Source organism: Corynebacterium sp. LK2537 (assembly GCF_040946485.1).
Classification (GTDB): Bacteria; Actinomycetota; Actinomycetes; order Mycobacteriales; family Mycobacteriaceae; genus Corynebacterium.
The window spans coordinates 28,090-46,968 of record NZ_JAYWLQ010000001.1 but is presented as its reverse complement, the minus strand read 5'-3'; the positions used below and the strand labels follow the sequence as shown (position 1 = coordinate 46,968).

17 protein-coding genes and 1 riboswitch are annotated in these 18,879 nt (G+C 66.4%); of the genes, 9 read left to right on the top strand and 8 right to left on the bottom strand.

Features of this window, described 5'->3' with window-relative positions; all coding sequences use genetic code 11:
• Positions 1 to 89: 89 nt before the first annotated feature.
• A complete protein-coding gene (locus VVS03_RS00225; RefSeq protein ID WP_368534030.1) occupies positions 90 to 1,415 on the bottom strand; it encodes a class I SAM-dependent methyltransferase in 1,326 nt (441 codons plus the stop codon).
• Between the two features lie 245 nt (positions 1,416 to 1,660).
• On the opposite strand from VVS03_RS00225, the gene VVS03_RS00220 reads away from it, so the two are divergent.
• The 4 genes from VVS03_RS00220 to VVS03_RS00205 all read left to right on the top strand — a co-directional run bounded on the left by VVS03_RS00220 (position 1,661) and on the right by VVS03_RS00205 (position 6,456).
• A complete protein-coding gene (locus tag VVS03_RS00220; RefSeq protein ID WP_290221722.1) occupies positions 1,661 to 3,016 on the top strand; it encodes an NAD(P)/FAD-dependent oxidoreductase in 1,356 nt (451 codons plus the stop codon).
• Positions 3,017 to 3,235: 219 nt separating this feature from the next.
• Positions 3,236 to 3,338, top strand: a riboswitch (TPP riboswitch).
• Complete coding sequence (gene thiM, locus VVS03_RS00215; protein WP_368534031.1) at positions 3,327 to 4,130, top strand: hydroxyethylthiazole kinase; 804 nt, start codon at positions 3,327 to 3,329, stop codon at positions 4,128 to 4,130. It overlaps the preceding riboswitch by 12 nt.
• A complete protein-coding gene (gene thiE / locus VVS03_RS00210) occupies positions 4,127 to 4,768 on the top strand; it encodes a thiamine phosphate synthase (protein ID WP_368519368.1) in 642 nt (213 codons plus the stop codon). The genes thiM and thiE overlap by 4 nt, the downstream gene beginning before the upstream one ends.
• Positions 4,769 to 4,869: 101 nt before the next feature.
• Entirely contained in the window at positions 4,870 to 6,456 is a 1,587-nt protein-coding gene (locus VVS03_RS00205; protein WP_368534032.1) for a bifunctional hydroxymethylpyrimidine kinase/phosphomethylpyrimidine kinase, read from the top strand.
• 18 nt (positions 6,457 to 6,474) lie between these two features.
• Here VVS03_RS00205 and VVS03_RS00200 read toward each other — a convergent pair whose 3' ends face one another.
• The gene (locus tag VVS03_RS00200) at positions 6,475 to 7,077 is read right to left on the bottom strand and encodes a class I SAM-dependent methyltransferase (protein WP_368534033.1); all 603 of its coding nucleotides are present in this window, start codon (positions 7,075 to 7,077) and stop codon (positions 6,475 to 6,477) included.
• Between the two features lie 88 nt (positions 7,078 to 7,165).
• Here VVS03_RS00200 and VVS03_RS00195 point away from each other — a divergent pair, with 88 nt between their 5' ends.
• A complete protein-coding gene (locus VVS03_RS00195; RefSeq protein ID WP_368534034.1) occupies positions 7,166 to 8,239 on the top strand; it encodes a magnesium and cobalt transport protein CorA in 1,074 nt (357 codons plus the stop codon).
• Positions 8,240 to 8,243: 4 nt separating this feature from the next.
• On the opposite strand, the gene VVS03_RS00190 is transcribed toward VVS03_RS00195, so the two are convergent.
• Positions 8,244 to 8,717 (bottom strand): PaaI family thioesterase, encoded by a 474-nt coding sequence (locus VVS03_RS00190; protein WP_368519372.1) that lies wholly within the window; start codon positions 8,715 to 8,717, stop codon positions 8,244 to 8,246.
• 57 nt (positions 8,718 to 8,774) lie between these two features.
• Here VVS03_RS00190 and gndA point away from each other — a divergent pair, with 57 nt between their 5' ends.
• The 4 genes from gndA to VVS03_RS00170 all read left to right on the top strand — a co-directional run bounded on the left by gndA (position 8,775) and on the right by VVS03_RS00170 (position 13,441).
• Positions 8,775 to 10,235, top strand: a complete 1,461-nt coding sequence (gene gndA, locus VVS03_RS00185) for an NADP-dependent phosphogluconate dehydrogenase (RefSeq protein WP_368534035.1) — start codon at positions 8,775 to 8,777, stop codon at positions 10,233 to 10,235.
• 38 nt (positions 10,236 to 10,273) lie between these two features.
• The gene (locus tag VVS03_RS00180; protein ID WP_368519374.1) at positions 10,274 to 11,653 is read left to right on the top strand and encodes a DEAD/DEAH box helicase; all 1,380 of its coding nucleotides are present in this window, start codon (positions 10,274 to 10,276) and stop codon (positions 11,651 to 11,653) included.
• Positions 11,654 to 11,656: 3 nt separating this feature from the next.
• Positions 11,657 to 12,517, top strand: coding sequence for a 3-methyladenine DNA glycosylase (locus tag VVS03_RS00175; RefSeq protein ID WP_368519375.1), 861 nt, complete (start codon positions 11,657 to 11,659; stop codon positions 12,515 to 12,517).
• A gap of 63 nt (positions 12,518 to 12,580) precedes the next feature.
• The gene (locus tag VVS03_RS00170; RefSeq protein WP_368534036.1) at positions 12,581 to 13,441 is read left to right on the top strand and encodes a VWA domain-containing protein; all 861 of its coding nucleotides are present in this window, start codon (positions 12,581 to 12,583) and stop codon (positions 13,439 to 13,441) included.
• A gap of 191 nt (positions 13,442 to 13,632) precedes the next feature.
• Here the strand turns inward: VVS03_RS00170 and VVS03_RS00165 are convergent, their stop codons facing one another.
• From VVS03_RS00165 to secA2, 5 genes are all read right to left on the bottom strand, one after another.
• A complete protein-coding gene (locus VVS03_RS00165) occupies positions 13,633 to 14,193 on the bottom strand; it encodes a MerR family transcriptional regulator (RefSeq protein ID WP_368519432.1) in 561 nt (186 codons plus the stop codon).
• A gap of 168 nt (positions 14,194 to 14,361) precedes the next feature.
• A complete protein-coding gene (locus VVS03_RS00160; protein ID WP_368521737.1) occupies positions 14,362 to 15,039 on the bottom strand; it encodes a bifunctional nuclease family protein in 678 nt (225 codons plus the stop codon).
• A gap of 81 nt (positions 15,040 to 15,120) precedes the next feature.
• Complete coding sequence (locus VVS03_RS00155) at positions 15,121 to 15,852, bottom strand: MerR family transcriptional regulator (protein WP_368519378.1); 732 nt, start codon at positions 15,850 to 15,852, stop codon at positions 15,121 to 15,123.
• 185 nt (positions 15,853 to 16,037) lie between these two features.
• On the bottom strand, positions 16,038 to 16,472 hold the full coding sequence (odhI, locus tag VVS03_RS00150) for an oxoglutarate dehydrogenase inhibitor Odhl (RefSeq protein ID WP_290221697.1): 435 nt from the start codon (positions 16,470 to 16,472) through the stop codon (positions 16,038 to 16,040).
• Between the two features lie 75 nt (positions 16,473 to 16,547).
• On the bottom strand, positions 16,548 to 18,845 hold the full coding sequence (gene secA2, locus VVS03_RS00145) for an accessory Sec system translocase SecA2 (protein WP_368521128.1): 2,298 nt from the start codon (positions 18,843 to 18,845) through the stop codon (positions 16,548 to 16,550).
• Positions 18,846 to 18,879 lie beyond the last annotated feature (34 nt).

The window sequence follows — 18,879 nt, the reverse complement described above, 5'->3', positions numbered from 1 at the left end:
TATCTTAGCCTAGCTGGCCATTAAGGCCGTCGCGCAACTAGCTGCGGACAGCCTACCCCGTTAAAGGGTAAACAATAGGTGGCCGTGAGCTAGCGCTGTCCGCCACGGCTGCGGTGCGTGGCGACGAACTGGACCGAGTCGAGCATCTCCGCCTTCAGGAGGGCTTCGCGGAGGGCGAATTGGAACATCCAGAGCCGGCGGTAGACGGGATCGAAGCCGGCCGCGGCCGCCTCCCGCAGGCGCCCGGAGAAGAACGAGCGCTGCTGCGTGATGGATTCGCGGTAATGCGAACCGGTGTGGGTCTCCCCGATGATCCGCAGATGTCCGTTCTTCTCAAAGGCCTTGTGCACGTCGGCGACCGTCGGGTACTCCAGGCCCGGCCAGATATAGGCGCGCAGGACCTGGCACGCTGAGCGGGCGGCCGGAGTCATGTGCTCGGTGGCGACCAAGGACTGGACGGCTGCCTTTCCCCCACTGATCAGCAGCCGTGCCAGGGTGCCGATATAGTCGGCGCGCTGCCGCGGGGTCAGCGCCTCGAAAAGCTCGACGCTGATAATCGAATCGTAGCGGCCGCGCCACTGGCGAGGACCGGGAATCGGGGCGTCGATAAGCTGGCAATGCACGGAGTCATCCGCGCCCTCGAGGAGGAAGAACTCCTCCAGCGGCCGCAGGCTGTCCGGATCGGCAGAGAGCAGATCCACGGTCGCCTTGCGCCCGGCCGCCTCCACTGCGGCTCGCGCGCCGGAGGAAGGAAAGACCAGGCAATGCGAGCCGGCGCGGACGCCGGTGGCATCGAGTAGCCAGTTCGCCGCCCGCGTCTGGGCCGACCTGAGATCCTCGCGGTCGACCGCCTGGGGCTCCGTCATGGTGGTCACATCGACGAAATGAGAACCGGCCGGCAGCCCGCGGCGGTTGTGCTGCTCGGTATCGACGGGCTTGCCCTGCCGGTCGATCGTCTGGCGGGTGGTGGTCGGCACGCCGGTGGCGAAGATTCCGCCCTGGTGGCTCACGCTGTCACCGGCGTAGAGCGCCAACAGCTCCTGGGGGATCTCCCCGCCTTCGTACGCGGCCACCGGCGCGGTAGGTGTTTTCGGGGAATAACCGCACTGCACCAGCCGGGTAAGCACGTGCACCAGCTTGTCCGAGTTGGGCGTGGTCCACTCCCCGGCCAAGTAGGACTCGGCCAAGCCCAGCCAGCCGGAACTCGCAATCCGCGCGAACAAGGAGTCGTATTCGACCTTGAGGTCCAGTTCTTCCGGGTCCTCGGCATCGAGGACCAGGCCAGCGCGGTCGCATGCGCGGGCAAAATCTGCCTCCGCGTGGCGGGCCCGCAGGCCTAGCAGGCGGCCGCTGGGCACGCGGGCTACGCCTGGCCATTGCTCGGCATCGATAGCCGCAGTATGCTCCAAGGCCATTTCCTTCAAAAGTCCAATCCTGACGCCGCCCGGACACCACGCGCCACGTGGGGCAAAAACGCTGTGTAGGCGGCCTCGCGTTCAGTCCAATCGTTCCTAGATTAATGCCGAAACCACCCGCGGCCCGGGTGCCATGCCGAGACCCCTGGTTTATATCGGGGTGAAACTATCTGTTCCGGGGAGTAGCGTTTACAATGTTCAACGGTAGGTACTTAGTTCAAGCATTTAGGAAGGTAGTCATCTACATGTCAGCAACCCCTTACCGCCCCAATGGAGGACGTCACCACGTCGTCGTTATTGGCGCTGGCTTCGGCGGCATCAACGCCGTAAAGCAGCTTAAAGGCACGGAAGTCGATATCACCATCATCGACAAGAAGAACCACCACCTGTTCCAGCCGATGCTCTACCAGGTGGCTACCGGCATGATCTCCGCTTCCGAGATCGCCCCGTCCACCCGCCAGATGCTGCGCGGGCAGCAGAACGCGAACTTTGTCAACGCCACCGTCACCAACATTGACCTGGAGAACCAGACGGTGACCGCGGAAAACGATAACTTCCACCGCACCTACGGCTTCGACTCCCTGGTTGTGGCAGCTGGTTCCAGCCAGTCCTACTTTGGCAACGACCACTTCGCCGAGTTCGCCCCGGGCATGAAGACCATCGACGACGCTCTGGAGCTGCGCTCCCGCATCGTCTCCGCGTTTGAGCAGGCCGAGCTCACCGAGGATCCGGCTGAGCGCGAACGCCTGCTGACCTTCATCATCGTCGGTGCTGGCCCGACCGGTGTGGAGCTGACCGGCCAGATTGCTGAGCTGGCTAACCGTACCTTCACCGACGCCTTCTCCACCTACGGCCCGTCCTCGGCCAAGATCTACCTGCTGGACGGCGCTCCCCAGGTGCTGCCGCCGTTCGGCAAGCGCCTCGGCCGCAAGGCCCAGCGCACGCTGGAAAAGCTCGGCGTCGACGTCCGCCTGAACGCTATGGTCACCAACGTCGACCAGGACACCGTCACCTACAAGAACACCAAGGATGACTCCGAGACCACCCTGACCGGCGCCACCAAGATCTGGTCCGCCGGTGTGTCCGCTTCCCCGCTGGGCAAGATGGTCGCCGACCAGGCCGGCGTCGAGACCGACCGCGCCGGCCGCGTCTCCGTCAACGAGGACCTGACCGTGGGCGAGTACTCCAACGTCTACGTCATCGGCGACATGATCAACCTGAACAAGCTGCCGGGCCTGGCCCAGGTCGCTATGCAGGGCGGTACCCACGTCGGCCGCCTCATCGACGCCAAGGTCGACGAGGAGTCCACCGCCAACGAGAAGGAACCCTTCGACTACTTCGACAAGGGCTCCATGGCGATCATCTCCCGCTTCAACGCCGTGGTGAAGATGGGCAAGGTCGAGTTCACCGGCATCTTCGCCTGGTTGGGCTGGCTGGCGCTGCACGCGACCTACCTGGTCGGCATGCGCAACCGCTTCGTCACCTTCATCAACTGGATCTCCAACGCGTTTACCCGCGACCGCGGTAACCTCGCCATCACCGAGCAGATGCGCACCGCCCGCAACGCGCTGGCCAAGAAGACGAAGGATTCCGAGGCCTAAAGAGCCCCCGCGTGCGGTGCCGCCGAGCACCCGCACCTTAACCCCGCCGCAAGTGCGCGCTGGTTTCTCACCAGCGCGTACCGCGGCGGGGTTCTTTTTTGTCCCTAGCGGCTCGTAGCTGTGTTCTGAGGAGCCTGCACTGGCCTTGGTCGCGTTCCCCGTTGGGGGTGTTTTCTTCCAAACCAGAAAAATTCCGGGTCCGGCTCTGTTAGGGTGGACGGCACAACATTGGGGTGCCGGAAGGACTGATTCCGGCTGAGAACATACCCATGGAACCTGCTCTTAGTTAGAACTAGCGAAGGAAAGTGTTGTGAAGGAAGCAGTATGCGCTGCTCTCGCCGCTGTGCGCGAGCGCAATCCCCTGGTCCAGTGCTTGACCAATACCGTCGTCACGAACGTCACCGCTAATGCGCTGCTGGCGATCGGCGCCAGCCCCGCCATGTGCGATACCCCGGAGGAATCCCGCGAGTTCGCGCGCCTGGCCAACGGCATCCTCATCAATATCGGCACCCCGTCCGCGGCCCAGTACGAGGGCATGCGCGAGGCGATCGCCGGTGCCAACGAGGCCGGAAACCCGTGGGTGCTCGACCCGGTTGCCGCCGGCGGCCTGTCCACCCGTACGGAATTCGCCCGCTCAGTAGTAGACGCGAAGCCCGCGGCCATTCGTGGCAACGCCTCCGAGATCATTGCGCTGGCACAGCTGGGCGAGGGCGGCCGCGGCGTCGATGCCACCGACACGGCGACCGCCGCCCTGCCCGCCGCCCAGGCGCTGGCACAGCGCACCGGCGGCGTGGTGGCTATCTCCGGCGAGAAGGACGTCCTCGTCACCCAGGAAGAGGCCTGGGAGCTCGCCGGCGGCGTGCCGCTACTCCAGCGGGTCATCGGCACCGGCTGCAGCCTGGGCGCTATCACCGCCGCCTACTTGGGCACCGGTCAGCCGCCGCTCGCCGCGGTCATCGCCGCGCACGCCCACGTGTCCGTGGCCGGCTCCCTGGCCTACCAACAGGCCCAGTCGCCCGGCAGCTTCGCCGTCGCCTGGATGGACGCCCTCTACGACTTAGGCCCCGAGGATCTCATCACCTACAGCGCCCTCCAGCCCGTGGAACTGGCATGAGCCCGATCGACTGGAGCCTCTACCTCGTCACCGACCCGGGGCTAGCCGGCGGCCGGGACAACGTCGCCGACATCGCCGTGGCCGCCTGCCGCGGCGGTGCTACCGTGGTGCAGCTGCGGGACAAGGAAGCCAGCGACGCCGAGCTGCTCCCCTACGCCCGCCGCCTGCAGGAAGAGCTGGGCCAGATCCCGCTGTTTATCAACGACCGCGTGGAGCTGGCCGCCGAGCTCGGCTGCCACCTGCACGTCGGCCAAGACGATCTCAGTGTCGCCGAAGCCCGCTCGCTGCTGGCCGACGATGCACTGGTGGGGCTGTCCGTCGGCTCCGAGGAGGAGCTCGACGCCGCACTCAGCGCCACGGGAGCGGCCCGCCCGGACGTTCTCGGCATCGGGCCCGTCTTTAGCACCGCCACCAAGGCGAACGCGCCCGCCGGCATCGGGGTCGAGGCTGCCGCAACCCTGGCAGGCCGCGCCAAGGAGGCTGGGATGCCCGCCGTAGCCATCGGCGGGCTGAAGGCCCACAACGTCGCGGAGCTGAAAGGCAGCGCCTTCGCCGGAGTCTGCGTGGTCTCCGCCATCATGGCCGCCGAGGACCCGGCCTCCGCCGCGAGCGAACTCGTCGCCGCCTTTCGCCGTTAGTCAATCCGCCCTCTGCCGCACTGCGCACGGCTTTTGCACGCCCAGCGTTCAATGCTGCGCTCAATGCTGCGCTCAATTTATTGCTCGATAGGAGTACAACCATGACTCACGTCTACCCACTTGGCACTCGGCCTAGCCAGCCGCTGCCCGTTGCCCGCGTCCTGTCTATCGCCGGGACCGACCCGACCGGCGGGGCGGGCCTGCACGCCGATTTGAAGGCGATTAGCGCCGCGGGCGGCTACGGCATGGCCGTGACCACCGCGATCGTCTCGCAGAATACCCAGGGTGTGGACTCCATCTTCACCCCGCCGGCGCAGGTGCTGCGCGACCAGCTGGCCTCCGTGGCCGCCGACGTGGACATCGACGCGGTAAAGATCGGCATGCTGGGCACCCCGGAGACTATCGACATCGTCCGCGAATTCATCGCCACGCTGAGTAGCACGCCGGTCGTCCTGGATCCCGTCATGGTGGCTACCTCCGGGGATCGCCTGTTGGAAAAGAAAGCCGAAGCCGCGATTCTCGATCTGGCGGGCCGGGTCGATTGCGTCACGCCCAACCTCAAGGAGCTGGCGGTCCTGTGCGGGCTAAGCCCCGAGGAGGAAGCCACCGACGTGGACCAGGCGGTGGCCATGGCCCAGGGCTGGGCGCAGCGCACCGGGACCACGGTCATCGTCAAGGGCGGGCACCTGCGCGACAACCGTGCGGATAACGCCGTGGTCGATGGCACCGGCCTTATCCACCGCGTGTCCTGCCCGCGGGTGGCGACCAAGAACACGCACGGGACCGGCTGCTCCTTGTCCTCGGCGCTGGCCACTCGGCTGGGCCAAGGCGAGGGGCTCGCCGCGGGTCTGGAGTGGTCCACCCGCTGGCTGCACGAGGCGATCGCCAACGCCGACGCCTTGGCGGTGGGCCGCGGCCACGGGCCGGTCGACCACGGGCACAGGCAGCGCCGCCTGGCCCGGGCGGCGAGCGCCGAGCCGGTGCCGGCCGTGGACCTTGCCGCCGCCTATGCCGCGGCGGATTCCCAGCCCGCCCCGCAGCCGGTCATCCCGGCGGCCGGACCGCACACGGCGGCGCTTTGGGCCGGAACCCTGGGGTTGTGGAAGGATTTAGTTGATCTGCCGTTTATCAGCCGCCTGGGCGACGGCACATTGGACGCTGACGATTTCAGCGTCTACGTGGCCCAGGACGCGATCTATCTGCGCCACTACTCTACTGCCCTGGGGCGGCTCGGCGCGCTCGCCCGGGACCCGCAGGACCGCCAGTTCTGGGCCGCCGGGGCGGCGGAGGTCCTGGTTGCCGAATCCGAGCTACACCGTGACTGGCTGGGCGGGGAAACCACCGACCGCCCCTCCCCGGTCACCAGCGCCTACACGGATTTCCTGGTGGCCACGACCTATACCGAGGATTACGCGGTCGCCTCCGCGGCCGTGCTGCCGTGCTACTGGCTCTACGCCGAGGTCGGGCGGCACCTGCTGACCCAGGATCGCGCGGATCACCCCTTCCACGCGTGGCTGCAGATGTACTCGGGCCCCGACTTCGTGGAAGGCACCCAGCGTGCCCTGCAGATGGTCGAGGACGCCCTGGAGGAGGCCACCGAGGGCCAGCGCCAGCGCGCCTTCGACGCCTTCTACCGTGCCAGCCTGGCCGAGCTGGCCTTCTTCGACCAAGCCGACCGGCGCTTCTAACCGGGGGCGGTAGAACCGCTACTGGATGAGGTCGGCGCCCGGGCGGGTCAAGACGGCGACCAGGAAGGCCGAGTTCGGGCCGAAGGGCTTGAGGTCCCAGGAGCTGAACTGGTTGTCCACGCGGAAACCGACCTGCTCGGCCTGGGCGATGAAATCGGCGAATTCCCAACCGCGGCCGGCGCCGAAGCCGGTCACCAGGCGGCCGCCGGGGCGCAGCGCCTCGAAGATGTGGCGCAGTGCCGGCTCCCGGCCCTCCGGCGCCAGAAAGCCCATGACGTTGCCCGCGGAGACGGCCAGATCGAAGCCGGACTCGGGGATCTCCTCGGCGGAGAGGTCCCCTACCGCCCAGCGGCCCTCCGGGAAGTCGTGCTCCGCGTGCTCGATGAGCACGGGGTCGACGTCGACGCCCAGGACGTCGTGGCCGCGGCGGACCAGCTCGCCGCCGACGCGGCCGGTGCCGCAACCAGCGTCGAGAATCTTGGATTCGCGCTCAGCCATGGCATCAATGAGGCGTGCTTCGCCGTTGATGTCTTTGCCCTGGGCCTCCATCAGCTTCCAACGCCGCGCGTAGTTGTGGGAATGAGCGGGGTTGGCTGTCGTCAGTTCTTTCCACGTAGGCATAGGTTTCATTATAGGGCGGGGTTTCGCGCTACACTTTATTCGCCGCACAGAGCGGCTACTACTGCCCGACCACGAGGAGGAGGCCGCCATGGCAAATGTGCCCAACCCGCTTCGGCCCCGCAAGAAAAAGCTGTCGCAACCCGAGGTCACCCAGTTCAAGGTCCCCGTCGAAGAGGCAATCGAGCATTGCCGGGTCTTCGTCGATGGCGAGGCCCTGCCGGGTGAGTACACCCCGCGCTCAGCGCAAGAAGCCCTCCGCGAATACGGGCGTGGCTTCATCTGGGTCGGCATGCACGAGCCGTACGAAAGCCAGATGACCCAGGTAGCCAGCGAGTTCAATATCCACGAGTTGATCGTGGAGGACACGGTCCAGGCCCACCAGCGCCCCAAGCTGGAGCGTTACGACGATCAGCTCTTCGTGGTGGCCCGCTCGGTCAATTACCGCGACCACAACGAGGTCAAGGACAAGCGCCAGATCATTACCACCGGCGAGATCCAGATGATCGTCGCCTACGAATTCCTCATCACCGTCCGCCACGGTGCGAAGCTGCCCAACCTGGCCCACTGCATCAACGACGAGCAGGACCTGGTCGAGCTCGGCCCCATCGCGCTGGCCTGGAAGGTCCTGGACATGATGGTCGACCGCTACAAGGAGATCACTACCCTGCTCGAGACCGAGGTCGATGAGGTCGAGGAGGAGGTCTTCACCCCGGGCGCGCAGTTCAACATCGACCGCATCTACATGTTCAAGCGCGAGATCCTGGAGATGAAGCACGCCGTCGCGCCGCTGTCGACGGCCCTGCAGGCCATGGTCAACGACCACAAGGACCTGATCCCCAAAAAGATCCGTTCCTACCTGCGCGACGTCAACGACCACGAGCTGGTGGTCCGCGACGAGGTCGCCTCCTTCGATGAGCGGCTGACCTCGCTAATCGATGCCTCGGTGGCGAAGGTGTCCATGCAGCAAAACTCCGACATGCGCACCATCTCCGCCGTGGTCGGCATGGCCGCCGCGCCCACGATGGTCGCCGGTATCTACGGTATGAACTTCGACCACATGCCGGAGCTGCACACCGAGTACGGCTACCCCATCGCGCTGCTGGTCATGGTCGGGATTGTGGCGCTGATGTTCTGGTGGTTCCGCCGCAACAACTGGCTCTAGGGCGCTAGCCTCCCAGCGGCATCGTCCGCAGCTGGGAGCGGGCCATCAGCCGGCCCTGCTCGTCGCAGATGTCCACGCCCCACAGCTGGGTGCGCCGGCCCAGGTGCAGCGGCGTGGCCGTGGCGGTCAGCGTGCCGGAGCTGGCCGGGCGCAGGAAGTCGGTGTTGTTGTTGACGCCGACGACGGGCCGGCGCGCGGCGACCACGCCGGCCACCGAGGCGACCGATTCCGTCAAGCACGCGTACACGCCCCCGTTGGCCACGCCCCACGGCTGGTGGTGACGGGCATCGACTGCCATGGTGGCGCGCACCTCGCCGTTGCGAATGACCGTGTAGGTGATCCCCAGGGTGGCGTCGAGGCCGGTCAGCTGCCGGTTGATCGTGGCCAGCTGGGCGGTATCCAGGGCAGTTTCGTGGGCCCCGTACAGCAGCTGTTCTAGCTCGTGAGTCGGGTTTAAGGGTTGTCCGCTAGCACTCATGCTTTCCCAATCTAGTCTTTCGGCTGTGCCGATGGTCTATGCGGTAATCTAGGCGGCATGACTGAATCTAAGGATCTCGCCCAGATTGGTGTCGTTGGCCTCGCCGTGATGGGGTCTAACCTCGCCCGCAACTTCGCCCACAATGGCAACACCGTGGCCGTGTTCAACCGCAGCCCGGAAAAGACTCGCGCCTTCATGGACGAGCACGCGGGTGAAGGCAGCTTCATCGCCTCCGAGACCATTGAAGACTTCGTGGCCTCCTTGGAGCGCCCCCGCAAGGCCATAATCATGGTCAAGGCCGGCGCCGCCACCGACGCGGTCATCGACCAGCTGGCCAGCGCCATGGATGACGGCGACATCATCATCGATGGCGGCAACGCCAACTACACCGACACCATCCGCCGTGAGCAGGAAGTCGCCGCCCGCGGCCGCCACTTCGTCGGCGCCGGCATCTCCGGCGGCGAGGAGGGCGCCCTGAACGGCCCCTCCATCATGCCGGGTGGGCCGGCCGAGTCCTGGGAGACCCTGGGCCCGATCCTGGAGTCCATCGCCGCCGAGGTCGACGGCACCCCGTGCGTGACCCACATCGGCCCCGATGGTGCCGGCCACTTCGTCAAGATGGTCCACAACGGCATCGAATACGCCGACATGCAGGTCATCGGCGAGGCCTACCAGCTGCTGCGCTACGGCGCCGGGCTGAGCCCGCACGAAATCGCCGAGACCTTCCGCGAGTGGAACTCCGGCGACCTGGATTCCTACCTGATTGAGATCACCGCCGAGGTCCTGGCCCAGGACGATCCGGCAACCGGTAAGCCCCTGGTCGACGTCATCGTGGATGCTGCCGGCCAGAAGGGCACCGGCCGCTGGACCGCCATCAACGGTCTGGAGCTGGGCGTGCCGATCACCGGCATCGCCGAGGCCGTCTTCGCTCGCGCACTGTCCTCGTCCACCGCGCAGCGCGCCGCCGCCCAGGACGCGGGGCTGCCGGCCGGTACCGAGGCCACCTTCGAGTCGCTGGACCTTGACCGCGCTGAGTTCATCGAGGACGTCCGCCGCGCGCTCTACGCCTCGAAGCTCATCGCCTATTCCCAAGGCTTCGACGAGATCAAGGCCGGCTCCGCCGAGCACAACTGGGACGTCGACCCGCGGGACCTGGCCACCATCTGGCGTGGCGGCTGCATCATTCGCGCGAAGTTCCTGGACCGCATCCGCGAGGCCTACGACGCCGACCCGCAGCTGCCGGCGCTCATCCTGGCGCCGTACTTCCAGGACGAGCTGGGCAAGCTCATCTCCGCTTGGCGCCGAGTGGTCGTCGCCGCGACCCAGCTGGGCCTGCCGGTACCGGTCTTCGCCTCCTCGCTGTCCTACTACGACTCCCTGCGCGCCGAGCGCCTACCAGCCGCCCTGATTCAGGGCCAGCGCGACTACTTCGGCGCCCACACCTTCCAGCGCACCGACAAGCCGGGCACCTACCACCTCGAGTGGTCCGGTGACCGCAGCCTGAGCCAGTGGGACTAGTCGTCTTTTAGTCATGCGGTGCTAGACTAAAGCACCTTATGACTACTTTCGCCGATCTCGGCTTACCTCGCGCCCTCGTCGACACCCTGGCCCAGCAGGGGATGGACAGCCCCTTCCCTATCCAGTCGGCCACCATCCCCGACGTACTAGCGGGCAAGGACCTGCTAGGGCGCGCCCCGACCGGCTCCGGCAAGACCCTGGGCTTCGGGCTGCCGATGCTGGCCCGCCTGGGCGGCAAGGGCGTCTCGCGCCCGGGCAAGCCCCGCGGGCTCATCCTAGCGCCGACCCGGGAGCTGGCCACCCAGATCCAGGAGCGCCTCGACGGCCTGGCGGCCAGCCTCAACCTCCGCACCCTCGCCGTGGTCGGCGGCGTCAACATCAACAACCACATCCGGCAGCTAGCCCGCCCCGTCGACGTCTTGGTCGCCACCCCGGGTCGCGCCCAAGACCTCATCAACCAGGGCTACCTGGATCTGTCCCAGGTGGAGATCACCACGCTGGACGAGGCCGATCAGATGGCCGACATGGGCTTTTTGCCGCAGGTGAAAAAGCTCCTAGCCCTGACCCCGGCGGACGGGCAGCGCCTCCTGTTTTCGGCCACCCTGGACGCCGCCGTCGAAGAAGTCGTCAACACCTTCCTAGATTCGCCGGTTGAGCACTCCACCGCGCCGGTGGAAGCCGCCGTCGACACCATGGAGCACTACGCCTTTTACGTGGGCGATCGGCCCCAGCGCAACGACGTGGTCCTGACCATCGCCGCCCGCGCCGGCAAGACCATCATGTTCATGCGCACCAAGCACGGCGTGGACCGCCAGACCAAGAAGCTGCGCCGCAACGGGATCAACGCCCAGCCGCTGCACGGTGACAAGGGCCAGGGCGCGCGCACCCGCGCCATCGAGGGCTTCCGCGACGGCAGCGTGCCGGTGCTGGTGGCCACCGACATCGCCGCCCGGGGCATCGACATCAGCGGCGTATCCTTGGTAGTCCACGTCGATCCGCCCGCCGAGCACAAGGCCTATCTCCACCGGGCCGGGCGCACCGCTCGCGGCGGCGAGTCCGGTACCGTGGTCACCCTGGGCATGGAGCAGCAGCGCGACGAAATCACCCAGCTGCTCCGCAAGGCCGGGGTGGACGCCACGGTCATCGATCTCTCCGACTCCGCGGATCCCGCCCACGACCCGCGCCTGGTAGAGGTCACCGGGGCCACCAACCCGCCTGGGACTCCCCTGCCCCCGCCGGGTCAGCAGCCGCAGGCAGGCTCGGGCAAGGCCCGCAAGAGCTCCGCTGAGCGCCAGCCCGGCACCAAGAAGCCGCGCCCGCGCCGCGGCAGCGGCAGCCGGGGCCGGAAGACGGCCGCCGGCTCCACCCGGACGAACAAGCGCACCGGCGCCGATAGGAAGAACCCGAGGAGGAAGTAGACCATGGCCGAAGTCCTTGCCCCGCAACAGTGGCAGGAACTACTCGCTGCCCATGAGGCACGGGCGGATGACCGTATGGCGCGGTTCCGCCACCCGGGCAGTTACCATCCGGTCTACGACTTCCTTTTCCAGTACTATCCGGTCCGCCCCAGCCACCTGCGGGCCTGGCATCCCGGGGTGGGTACCCGGTTGGCCGGCCACCCGCCCCACGCCGAATGGCGGGATTATCACCGCGACGCGGAGGGTACGGTCGGGCTTAATCTCGAGGCGTTCTGGGCCCGCCGGGGCGACTCCGTGTCCTATATCCACCGCCTGCTTACTCAGTCGGCGCGCAACCCAGTCAATTTCGACTGCTTCGGCCTCCACGAGTGGGCGATGGTCTACCGCACCGATTCCCCGCGGCACGATTTGCCCCTGCGCTTGGGCGCCGACGGCACCAATGCGGTGGTGGAGTCCCACCGGCTCAAATGCAACCACTACGACGCCTTCCGCTTCTTTACTCCCCCGGCCCGGCCGCTCAACATCCGGCCGCTGAACCGGCAGGAGCAGCCGAACAACGACCAGGCCGGCTGCGTGCACGTGACGATGGACCTCTACAAGTGGGCGTGGAAGCTCGGGCCCCTCGTCCCCGGGGAGGTCTTCTTGGACGCGCTAGATCTGGCCGTCGATGCCCGCGTGCTGGACATGGAGGCCTCGCCGTACGACTGCCGTTCCTGGGGTTTTGGCGTCGTCGCCATCGAGACCCCGGAAGGCAAGGCAGAATACGTGCACCGGCAGCGGGCGCTGGCCCAGCGGGCCGAACCCATCCGCCAGCGGCTTGTCGGACTCATTGAGCAGGCCCAAGCCACTAGACTGGGCAGCTAAGCACGCTTGGTCCTGCGGACTGAGCGTCGTGGCCCCGCAAGCACCACAAGTGAGGAAGACGAAATGGCCCGTCATGCCAACGACAAGAACAACTTCGCTATCACCGGATGGCTCATCGCCGTCATTGTCCTAGTCATTTTGGTGGTGCTAGGCCTGCTTCTTTACCTGTTCACCGGCAACGACGACACCGGCGACGGGACCGATACGGCCGCTCAGGAAACTACCCAGGCCGCCGAGGAGACCGCCACCGACGAGCCGGCCGCCTCTGAGTCCTCCGCGGCCAGCGAGGCTCCAAGCTCCGCGGAATCCTCCGCGCCCGCTTCGGAAAGCGCGGCCGCGTCCACCGCCGCGGCCGCCGGCGCCACTGCCCCGGATGCTCCGGAGGCCACGCTCTTCCTGCTGGATACCTCGGATCAGATGGCCCCGTACTTCGACGCTGCGGCGGGCGGCGTGGCCGGGGCCGCCGAGGGCGTCGGTGGCGAGGACAAGGCCGTGTCCCTGTGGAACTACTCCTCCCCGATTTCCGCCACGGCTACCGTCGGATACCGCCAGAACTTGGGCTTTAGCGACGCCGGCGAGACCGCTAGCGTGGTCAACAACTTCGGCACCGGCGGCGTGCCGCAGACCCGCAGCGCCATCGTCGCCGCGGCGAACAACGCCGCCGACTATGCCCGCGAATCCAATGCGCCCGCCCGCGTCGTGCTGGTGACCACCGGCACCGACGACGCGCTGGCCGACGAGGACTTCGCCAGCCAGTTGGCCTCCGCCAAGGACAGCAACGTGGAGATTTCCGTGGTGCACCTGGGCGACGGCGAGGTCGATAAGGCCTTGGAAGACGCCGCCGACTACTTCGAAAAGGTCGACCGCGCCGACGACGCCAACGCCGTCAACCGAGCCATCGGCACGGCCGCCGGCGTGAAATAGCCAGCGCGAGCGCCCTGCCGAGGCGCTTAGACTAAACACGCTTCCCCGCTTGCCACTTGCAGCCTCCCCCGCCTTACCGGCGGGCGGGGGCTTTATTCCTCTATGCACACGCCAAAAGGCTCCCCGGCCGCGTGAGCGACGGCTGGGGAGCCAAGTGAGTGGCCCGGATGAAGCCGGGCTAGGAGAGCTTCTTAGGAGGACTTGCGCTGGCGGCGGGCGGCCAGCTCGTCGAGTCCGACGACGTTGTCTTCGACGTCGATGCGCTCGGACGGGAAGGAGGAGATGGTGCCGGACAGCTCCTTCATGATGCCCGGGACGGCGATGCCGAAGACGCCCTGGCCGCCGGAGAGCAGGTCGATGACCTCGTCGTTAGAGCGGCACTCGTAGACGGTCTTGCCGTCGGAGACCAAGGTCAGCTCCGCCAGGTCGTTGACGCCGCGGTCGCGGAGGGAATCCACGGCCAGGCGGATGTTCTGCAGGGAGATGCCGGTGTCCAGCAGGCGCTTGACGATCTTGAGGACCAGCACGTCCCGGAAGGAATACAGGCGCTGGGAGCCCGAACCGCGGGCGGTGCGGATGGACGGGTTGACCAGGTTGGTGCGTGCCCAGTAGTCGAGCTGGCGGTAGGTGATGCCGGCGACCTGGCAGGCAATTGGCACGCGGTAGCCGACCTGCTCGTCGGGGCCGAGGTCGAACAGGGACTCCTGAACGTAAGTTCCGTTGTCCTCGTGTGCGTAGATGTCTTCTTCGATGCTCACGTAATTACTCCATTGAAGTTTGGGGGAAGCCCTAATGCTTTATTTAAAGTCAAGCCTAGGCAAGAGTCAAGCGTTATCTGGCGTAACACGCCGAAACTTAAACCTCGAGTTTAACTTTAGACGTTCCCTTAACTCGGGAGCACCCTATTTCACATCAGTTACTTAAGAACCGCTGTTTCCTTCGCCATCCTCTTCATCACGAGTCACATCAGTATCTTCAGTCTCACCTACACCAGTATTCCCACTGGTTTCGGAGCTCTCACCGGCGGAATCCCTACCCGGCTCGATAAAGTCGTCCGGATCCAGGGCGCGGAAATCGTCCTCCGTCATGCCGAGCTGCTGCATCATCGCGGAAAAATCGGCGTCGGCTTGGGCGTCACCGGAGGCCGAATCCGGCCCGTCCGAGGCTTCGTCAAAGTTTTCCGAGGTCGAGCCGCCGGGGGTAGTCTCCTCCACCCCCACGTAGTGATGCAGGTCCTCGGCGGACACAAATACTGCGACCTGGTTAAGCTCTTCTTCCTCGATCTCAATGGGAACGTCGAAGTGGTCGGCCAAAATGAGCGCGTCCGACATGCGCGAGTCCAGCACCGCGCCGTCGCCGGTAGTCAGCTCCACGATGAATACGCCCTCGTGGTAGCTAGTCACCACCGCAGATTCCAGGCCGCCCTGTTCATTCAGGACTTCGATGAGAAGCTCATGGGTATCCGGCCGGCGGCTCTGCGCCCCGGCCAGGTGCGCGGCCACGCGGGCGCCATCAATCGGCGACATCCACACCGGCACGACCCGCTCCCCCGCGTTCCAGCGGAACAGAGCACAGAGGAATTCCTCCGGCTCGAGCATGTGTATGCCCAAAAACTCTAGGGCTATCCGGGCCACGCGTCCTCCTTGTCCGCACGCCGCGAATCCCGCGGCGCCGATCGACTAAAACTCTTTGCGCAGATCCGTTTTTACCAAGGTGGCATGCAGGGAAACCACCAGCGCGGTCATCTGCTGCGACATTTCTTCCGCCCGCAGCTTAGCGGTGTCCGATTTCGAGTTGGCCACCGGGCTAGTGACCTGGGAGATCAGATCGGCCTGGCGACGGGCATTGTTGCGCAGGCTCTTGAACTGGCGGTCGTCGAGGCCGAAGGCGCGCAGCGCCTCGACCGATTGGACCACCGCGACATCGTCAGCCGTGAAATAGCCGGACTCGTCCGGCGCGAGCAGGCCCAGCTTGACCAGGTGAGCCACTGTCTTCTGATCGGAGCCGGCCTGCGAGGCCACGTCCCCGTCGGTCAGACGGGTAACAACCGGGGCGCGGAACTTGTCCGGGCTGACGAGGGTCTCGGTCTGGCCCGCGCTGACGATCGCGGTGACCTCGCCCGAGTCCATGGCTTCGAGCTGCTGGCGGATGACCTTCAGCGGGGTGTAGTTGTCGCGCTGCGTGGTCAGGATGTAACGCAGGCGTTCCACGTCGTCATTGGTGAAGCGCCGGTAGCCGGACGCAGTACGCTGCGGCGTGATAAGTCCCTCTGCCTCCAAGAAACGGATCTTGGAGACGGTGACCTCGGGGAATTCCTGGTTCAACTTCCCCAGGACCACGCCGATGGACATGGTCTTCGCCTTCTTGGCAGCTTGCCCTGCTGCTTGGGTCTTCTTTGGTACTGCGCTCACTGTGCCTTACTCGCCAATTCCCTAAAACAAACGGTTGATACCGCGCGTTCGCAGCCGTCTTCTGGGCCACGGGAGCGGTCCGCTCCGCGTGACACTACAAGCCGGCGCTGCGGAAGCTCCCTGGCTGTGGCCCGGGAGCCTAACGCCTGCGCGGTGTGGACTGAGTCCCGACGGTGGTCCGGGTACTAGTCCTGGTTAGCAATGAAAACTAGGCGGAACTTGCCGATCTGGATCTCGTCGCCTACCTCGAGCACCTGGCTGTTGCGCGGCTCGCGGTTGACGTAGGTGCCGTTAAGCGATCCCACGTCGACGACCTCGAACTGGCCGTCCTGCTTGCGGAACTCGGCGTGCTTACGGGAGACCGTGACGTCGTCCAGGAAGATGTCGGCCTCCGGGTGGCGGCCGGCGGTCGTGGTGTCCTGGTCCAGCAGGAAGCGGGCGCCCGCGTTCGGCCCGCGCTTAACCACCAACAAGGCCTGGCCCTCGGGCAGCTGGTCCGCGCCGGTGGCGCCGGATTCCGAGGTTGCCGCCGCGCCGTTTTCCATTTCCTTCAGCAGGTCAGCGCGGAAGACCGAGGTAGTCTCGACCTGCGGCTCCGAGGTGCCGTTGTTCTCACTCATTGTTTTACCTCCGGTTGGTGGCTCTCAATTAACTATTCCAATAATAGCGACTTCGCGCGGCGCGCGAGCGGCCTTCTACCTAAACAGATTACCTATGCTGCTCAAGGCGGAGTTGCCTGCCCCCGCGAGGGGGTTATCCGAGACCATATATGTCCAGGTGGCACTCGGGCGTGCCAGACCCGCGTCCGCTAGGTGCGCCCCGGCCTCGTCGACCGGGACTGTGCGGAATGTCTCGACTGCCTGCTCGACAGCCCGCTGCGCGAGGTCCTTGAATTCCCGCACGGCGATGCGGTGGTACTCATCGATGGGCGTCTCGCGGGCAATCGCGCGCAGGTGGATCGACTCGCGCACGTCGTCGAGGTGCTCCAGGTGGTCCGCCCAGCCGAGATCCAGGTGGTAGAGCATGATCTCCCGGGCCGCCCGCACGCGAGCCGCCTCGCTCACGCCGGCCTCGGAAAGCTCCGCGGCCCGTTCCGGCGCCCGCTGGGCAAGCTCCTCCCAGGCCTGCGGGGTGTCCAGCAACTTTGCGCGGCGCTCGTCGATGATGATGCGCTGGTCGGCCAGCAGCTGGTTGTACTTCCAGGTCTGGGCGTGGATTTCTAGCAGCTGCGCCTCGGTCACGCGCTGGCAGTGGGCCACGAAATCGCGTACCCGCTTGGACTCGATGCGTCCGTCCGCATCCGGGCGGGCCGACAAGGACTCGTCCTCGCCGCCCTGGCGGACCACGTCGTCCTCGAGCGAGACGAAGATGACGCTGCGGCCCGGGTCTCCTTGGCGGCCGGCGCGGCCGCGCAGCTGGTTGTCCAGGCGGGAGCTGCGGTGCCGCGAGGTGCCGATGACGGCTAGGCCACCCAGCTCGCTGACCGCGTCGTGGTCGGCCTCGTCCGCCCCGCCCAGGCGGATATCCGTACCGCGCCCGGCCATCTGGGTGGACACGGTCACCCGGCCGCGTTCGCCGGCCTCGGCGATGATCCGGGCTTCCTCCGCGTCGTTCTTCGCGTTGAGGACGTTGACCGGGATGCCCAGCTCCTCCAAGGCCGCGGCGAGCGCCTCCGATTCGGCGACGTCGTGGGTGCCGACCAGGATCGGCTGGCCGGCGGAGTGGAGGCGCTGGATTTCGCCGACGATGGCGCGGTTCTTTTCCGCGATGGTCGAGTAGATGCGATCGGGCTCGTCCTCCCGGATCAACGGCTTGTTCCGGTCGATGACCGAGACCCGCAGGTCGTAGAACTGCCGCAGCTGGTCGGTGGCCTCGACCGCCGTGCCGGTCATGCCGCAGACCGTCGGGTAGCGACGCATGAGCTCCTGCAGCGTGATGGTGTCGAGGATGCGCCCGCCCTCGGAGACCTCGAGGCCCTCCTTGGCCTCGACCGCGGCCTGCAGGCCGTCCGGCCACCGCTGGAGATCGGCGACGCGGCCGCGGGAGGCATCGATAAGCTGCAGCTGCCCGTCGGCCACCAGGTAGTGGATGTCGCGGATGAGCAGCGCCTTGGCGTGCAGCGCCAGGTTGACCTTGACCAGGATGGTGCCGATGTTGTCTTCCGAATACAGCGAGTCGATCCCCAGGGCTTTCTCGACGCGCTGGGCCCCTTCGTCGGTCAGGGAGACCGTGCGGCCGTCCTCAGCGACGATATAGTCCTTGTTCTCGGTCAGGTGCCCGACCACGTCGGTGATCTGCCCGGTCGGGGCCTGCCCCGGCTCGGAACCGGCCAGCACCAGCGGGACCAGGGCCTCGTCGACCAGCACGGAGTCCGCCTCGTCCACGAGCGCGACGTCCGGGCGGGCCTGGACCGTCTGCTCGCGTTCGGTGATCTGGTTGTCGCGCAGCACGTCGAAGCCGAGCTCATTGACCGGGGCATAAATGACGTCGCTGCGATAGGCGGCGCGGCGCTCGTCAGAGGTCATCTTCTCGGTCACCGGCGCCACCGAAAGGCCGAAGAACTCGACGAGCGGGCGCATCCACTCGGCGTCGCGGCCGGCCAGGTAGTTGTTCACGGTGACCACGTGCACGCGCTTGCCGGTCAGCGCGAAGCCGGTGGCGGCCATGGCACCCACCAGGGTCTTGCCCTCGCCGGTGGCCATCTGGATGACGTCGCCTTCCAGCAGGCGCAGCACGGCCTGGGACTGGACGTTAAAAGGAGACATGCCCAGGCGGCGCTCGGCGGCTACGGCAAGCGCGGCCAGGAAGGCCGGCTTGTCGGCTACTTCCCCACCGCGGATGGCGTCGCGGCCGGCCTGTGCCACCGCCGCGTCGTCCAGCTCGCGCAGCGAGGCGACGGAATCTTCCGCGCTCGTTACTACCGCCTTCGACTTTTTATCGTTGCGCTCAGACTGCGCGCCCATCGCTTTCCAGAACCAATCAAATGCGCCCATGGTCTTGTGGCATCCTCCTCGAACGTCGGTCCCT

Excerpts from the sequence above, each read along its gene's own strand:
- VVS03_RS00225 (WP_368534030.1), bottom strand. The coding sequence starts at position 1,415 with ATGGCCTTGGAGCATACTGCGGCTATCGATGCCGAGCAATGGCCAGGC.
- VVS03_RS00220 (WP_290221722.1), top strand. The coding sequence starts at position 1,661 with ATGTCAGCAACCCCTTACCGCCCCAATGGAGGACGTCACCACGTCGTC.
- thiE (WP_368519368.1), top strand. The coding sequence starts at position 4,127 with ATGAGCCCGATCGACTGGAGCCTCTACCTCGTCACCGACCCGGGGCTA.
- VVS03_RS00205 (WP_368534032.1), top strand. The coding sequence starts at position 4,870 with ATGACTCACGTCTACCCACTTGGCACTCGGCCTAGCCAGCCGCTGCCC.
- VVS03_RS00200 (WP_368534033.1), bottom strand. The coding sequence starts at position 7,077 with ATGCCTACGTGGAAAGAACTGACGACAGCCAACCCCGCTCATTCCCAC.
- VVS03_RS00195 (WP_368534034.1), top strand. The coding sequence starts at position 7,166 with ATGGCAAATGTGCCCAACCCGCTTCGGCCCCGCAAGAAAAAGCTGTCG.
- VVS03_RS00190 (WP_368519372.1), bottom strand. The coding sequence starts at position 8,717 with ATGAGTGCTAGCGGACAACCCTTAAACCCGACTCACGAGCTAGAACAG.
- gndA (WP_368534035.1), top strand. The coding sequence starts at position 8,775 with ATGACTGAATCTAAGGATCTCGCCCAGATTGGTGTCGTTGGCCTCGCC.
- VVS03_RS00180 (WP_368519374.1), top strand. The coding sequence starts at position 10,274 with ATGACTACTTTCGCCGATCTCGGCTTACCTCGCGCCCTCGTCGACACC.
- VVS03_RS00175 (WP_368519375.1), top strand. The coding sequence starts at position 11,657 with ATGGCCGAAGTCCTTGCCCCGCAACAGTGGCAGGAACTACTCGCTGCC.
- VVS03_RS00170 (WP_368534036.1), top strand. The coding sequence starts at position 12,581 with ATGGCCCGTCATGCCAACGACAAGAACAACTTCGCTATCACCGGATGG.
- VVS03_RS00160 (WP_368521737.1), bottom strand. The coding sequence starts at position 15,039 with ATGCTCGAGCCGGAGGAATTCCTCTGTGCTCTGTTCCGCTGGAACGCG.
- odhI (WP_290221697.1), bottom strand. The coding sequence starts at position 16,472 with ATGAGTGAGAACAACGGCACCTCGGAGCCGCAGGTCGAGACTACCTCG.
- secA2 (WP_368521128.1), bottom strand. The coding sequence starts at position 18,845 with ATGGGCGCATTTGATTGGTTCTGGAAAGCGATGGGCGCGCAGTCTGAG.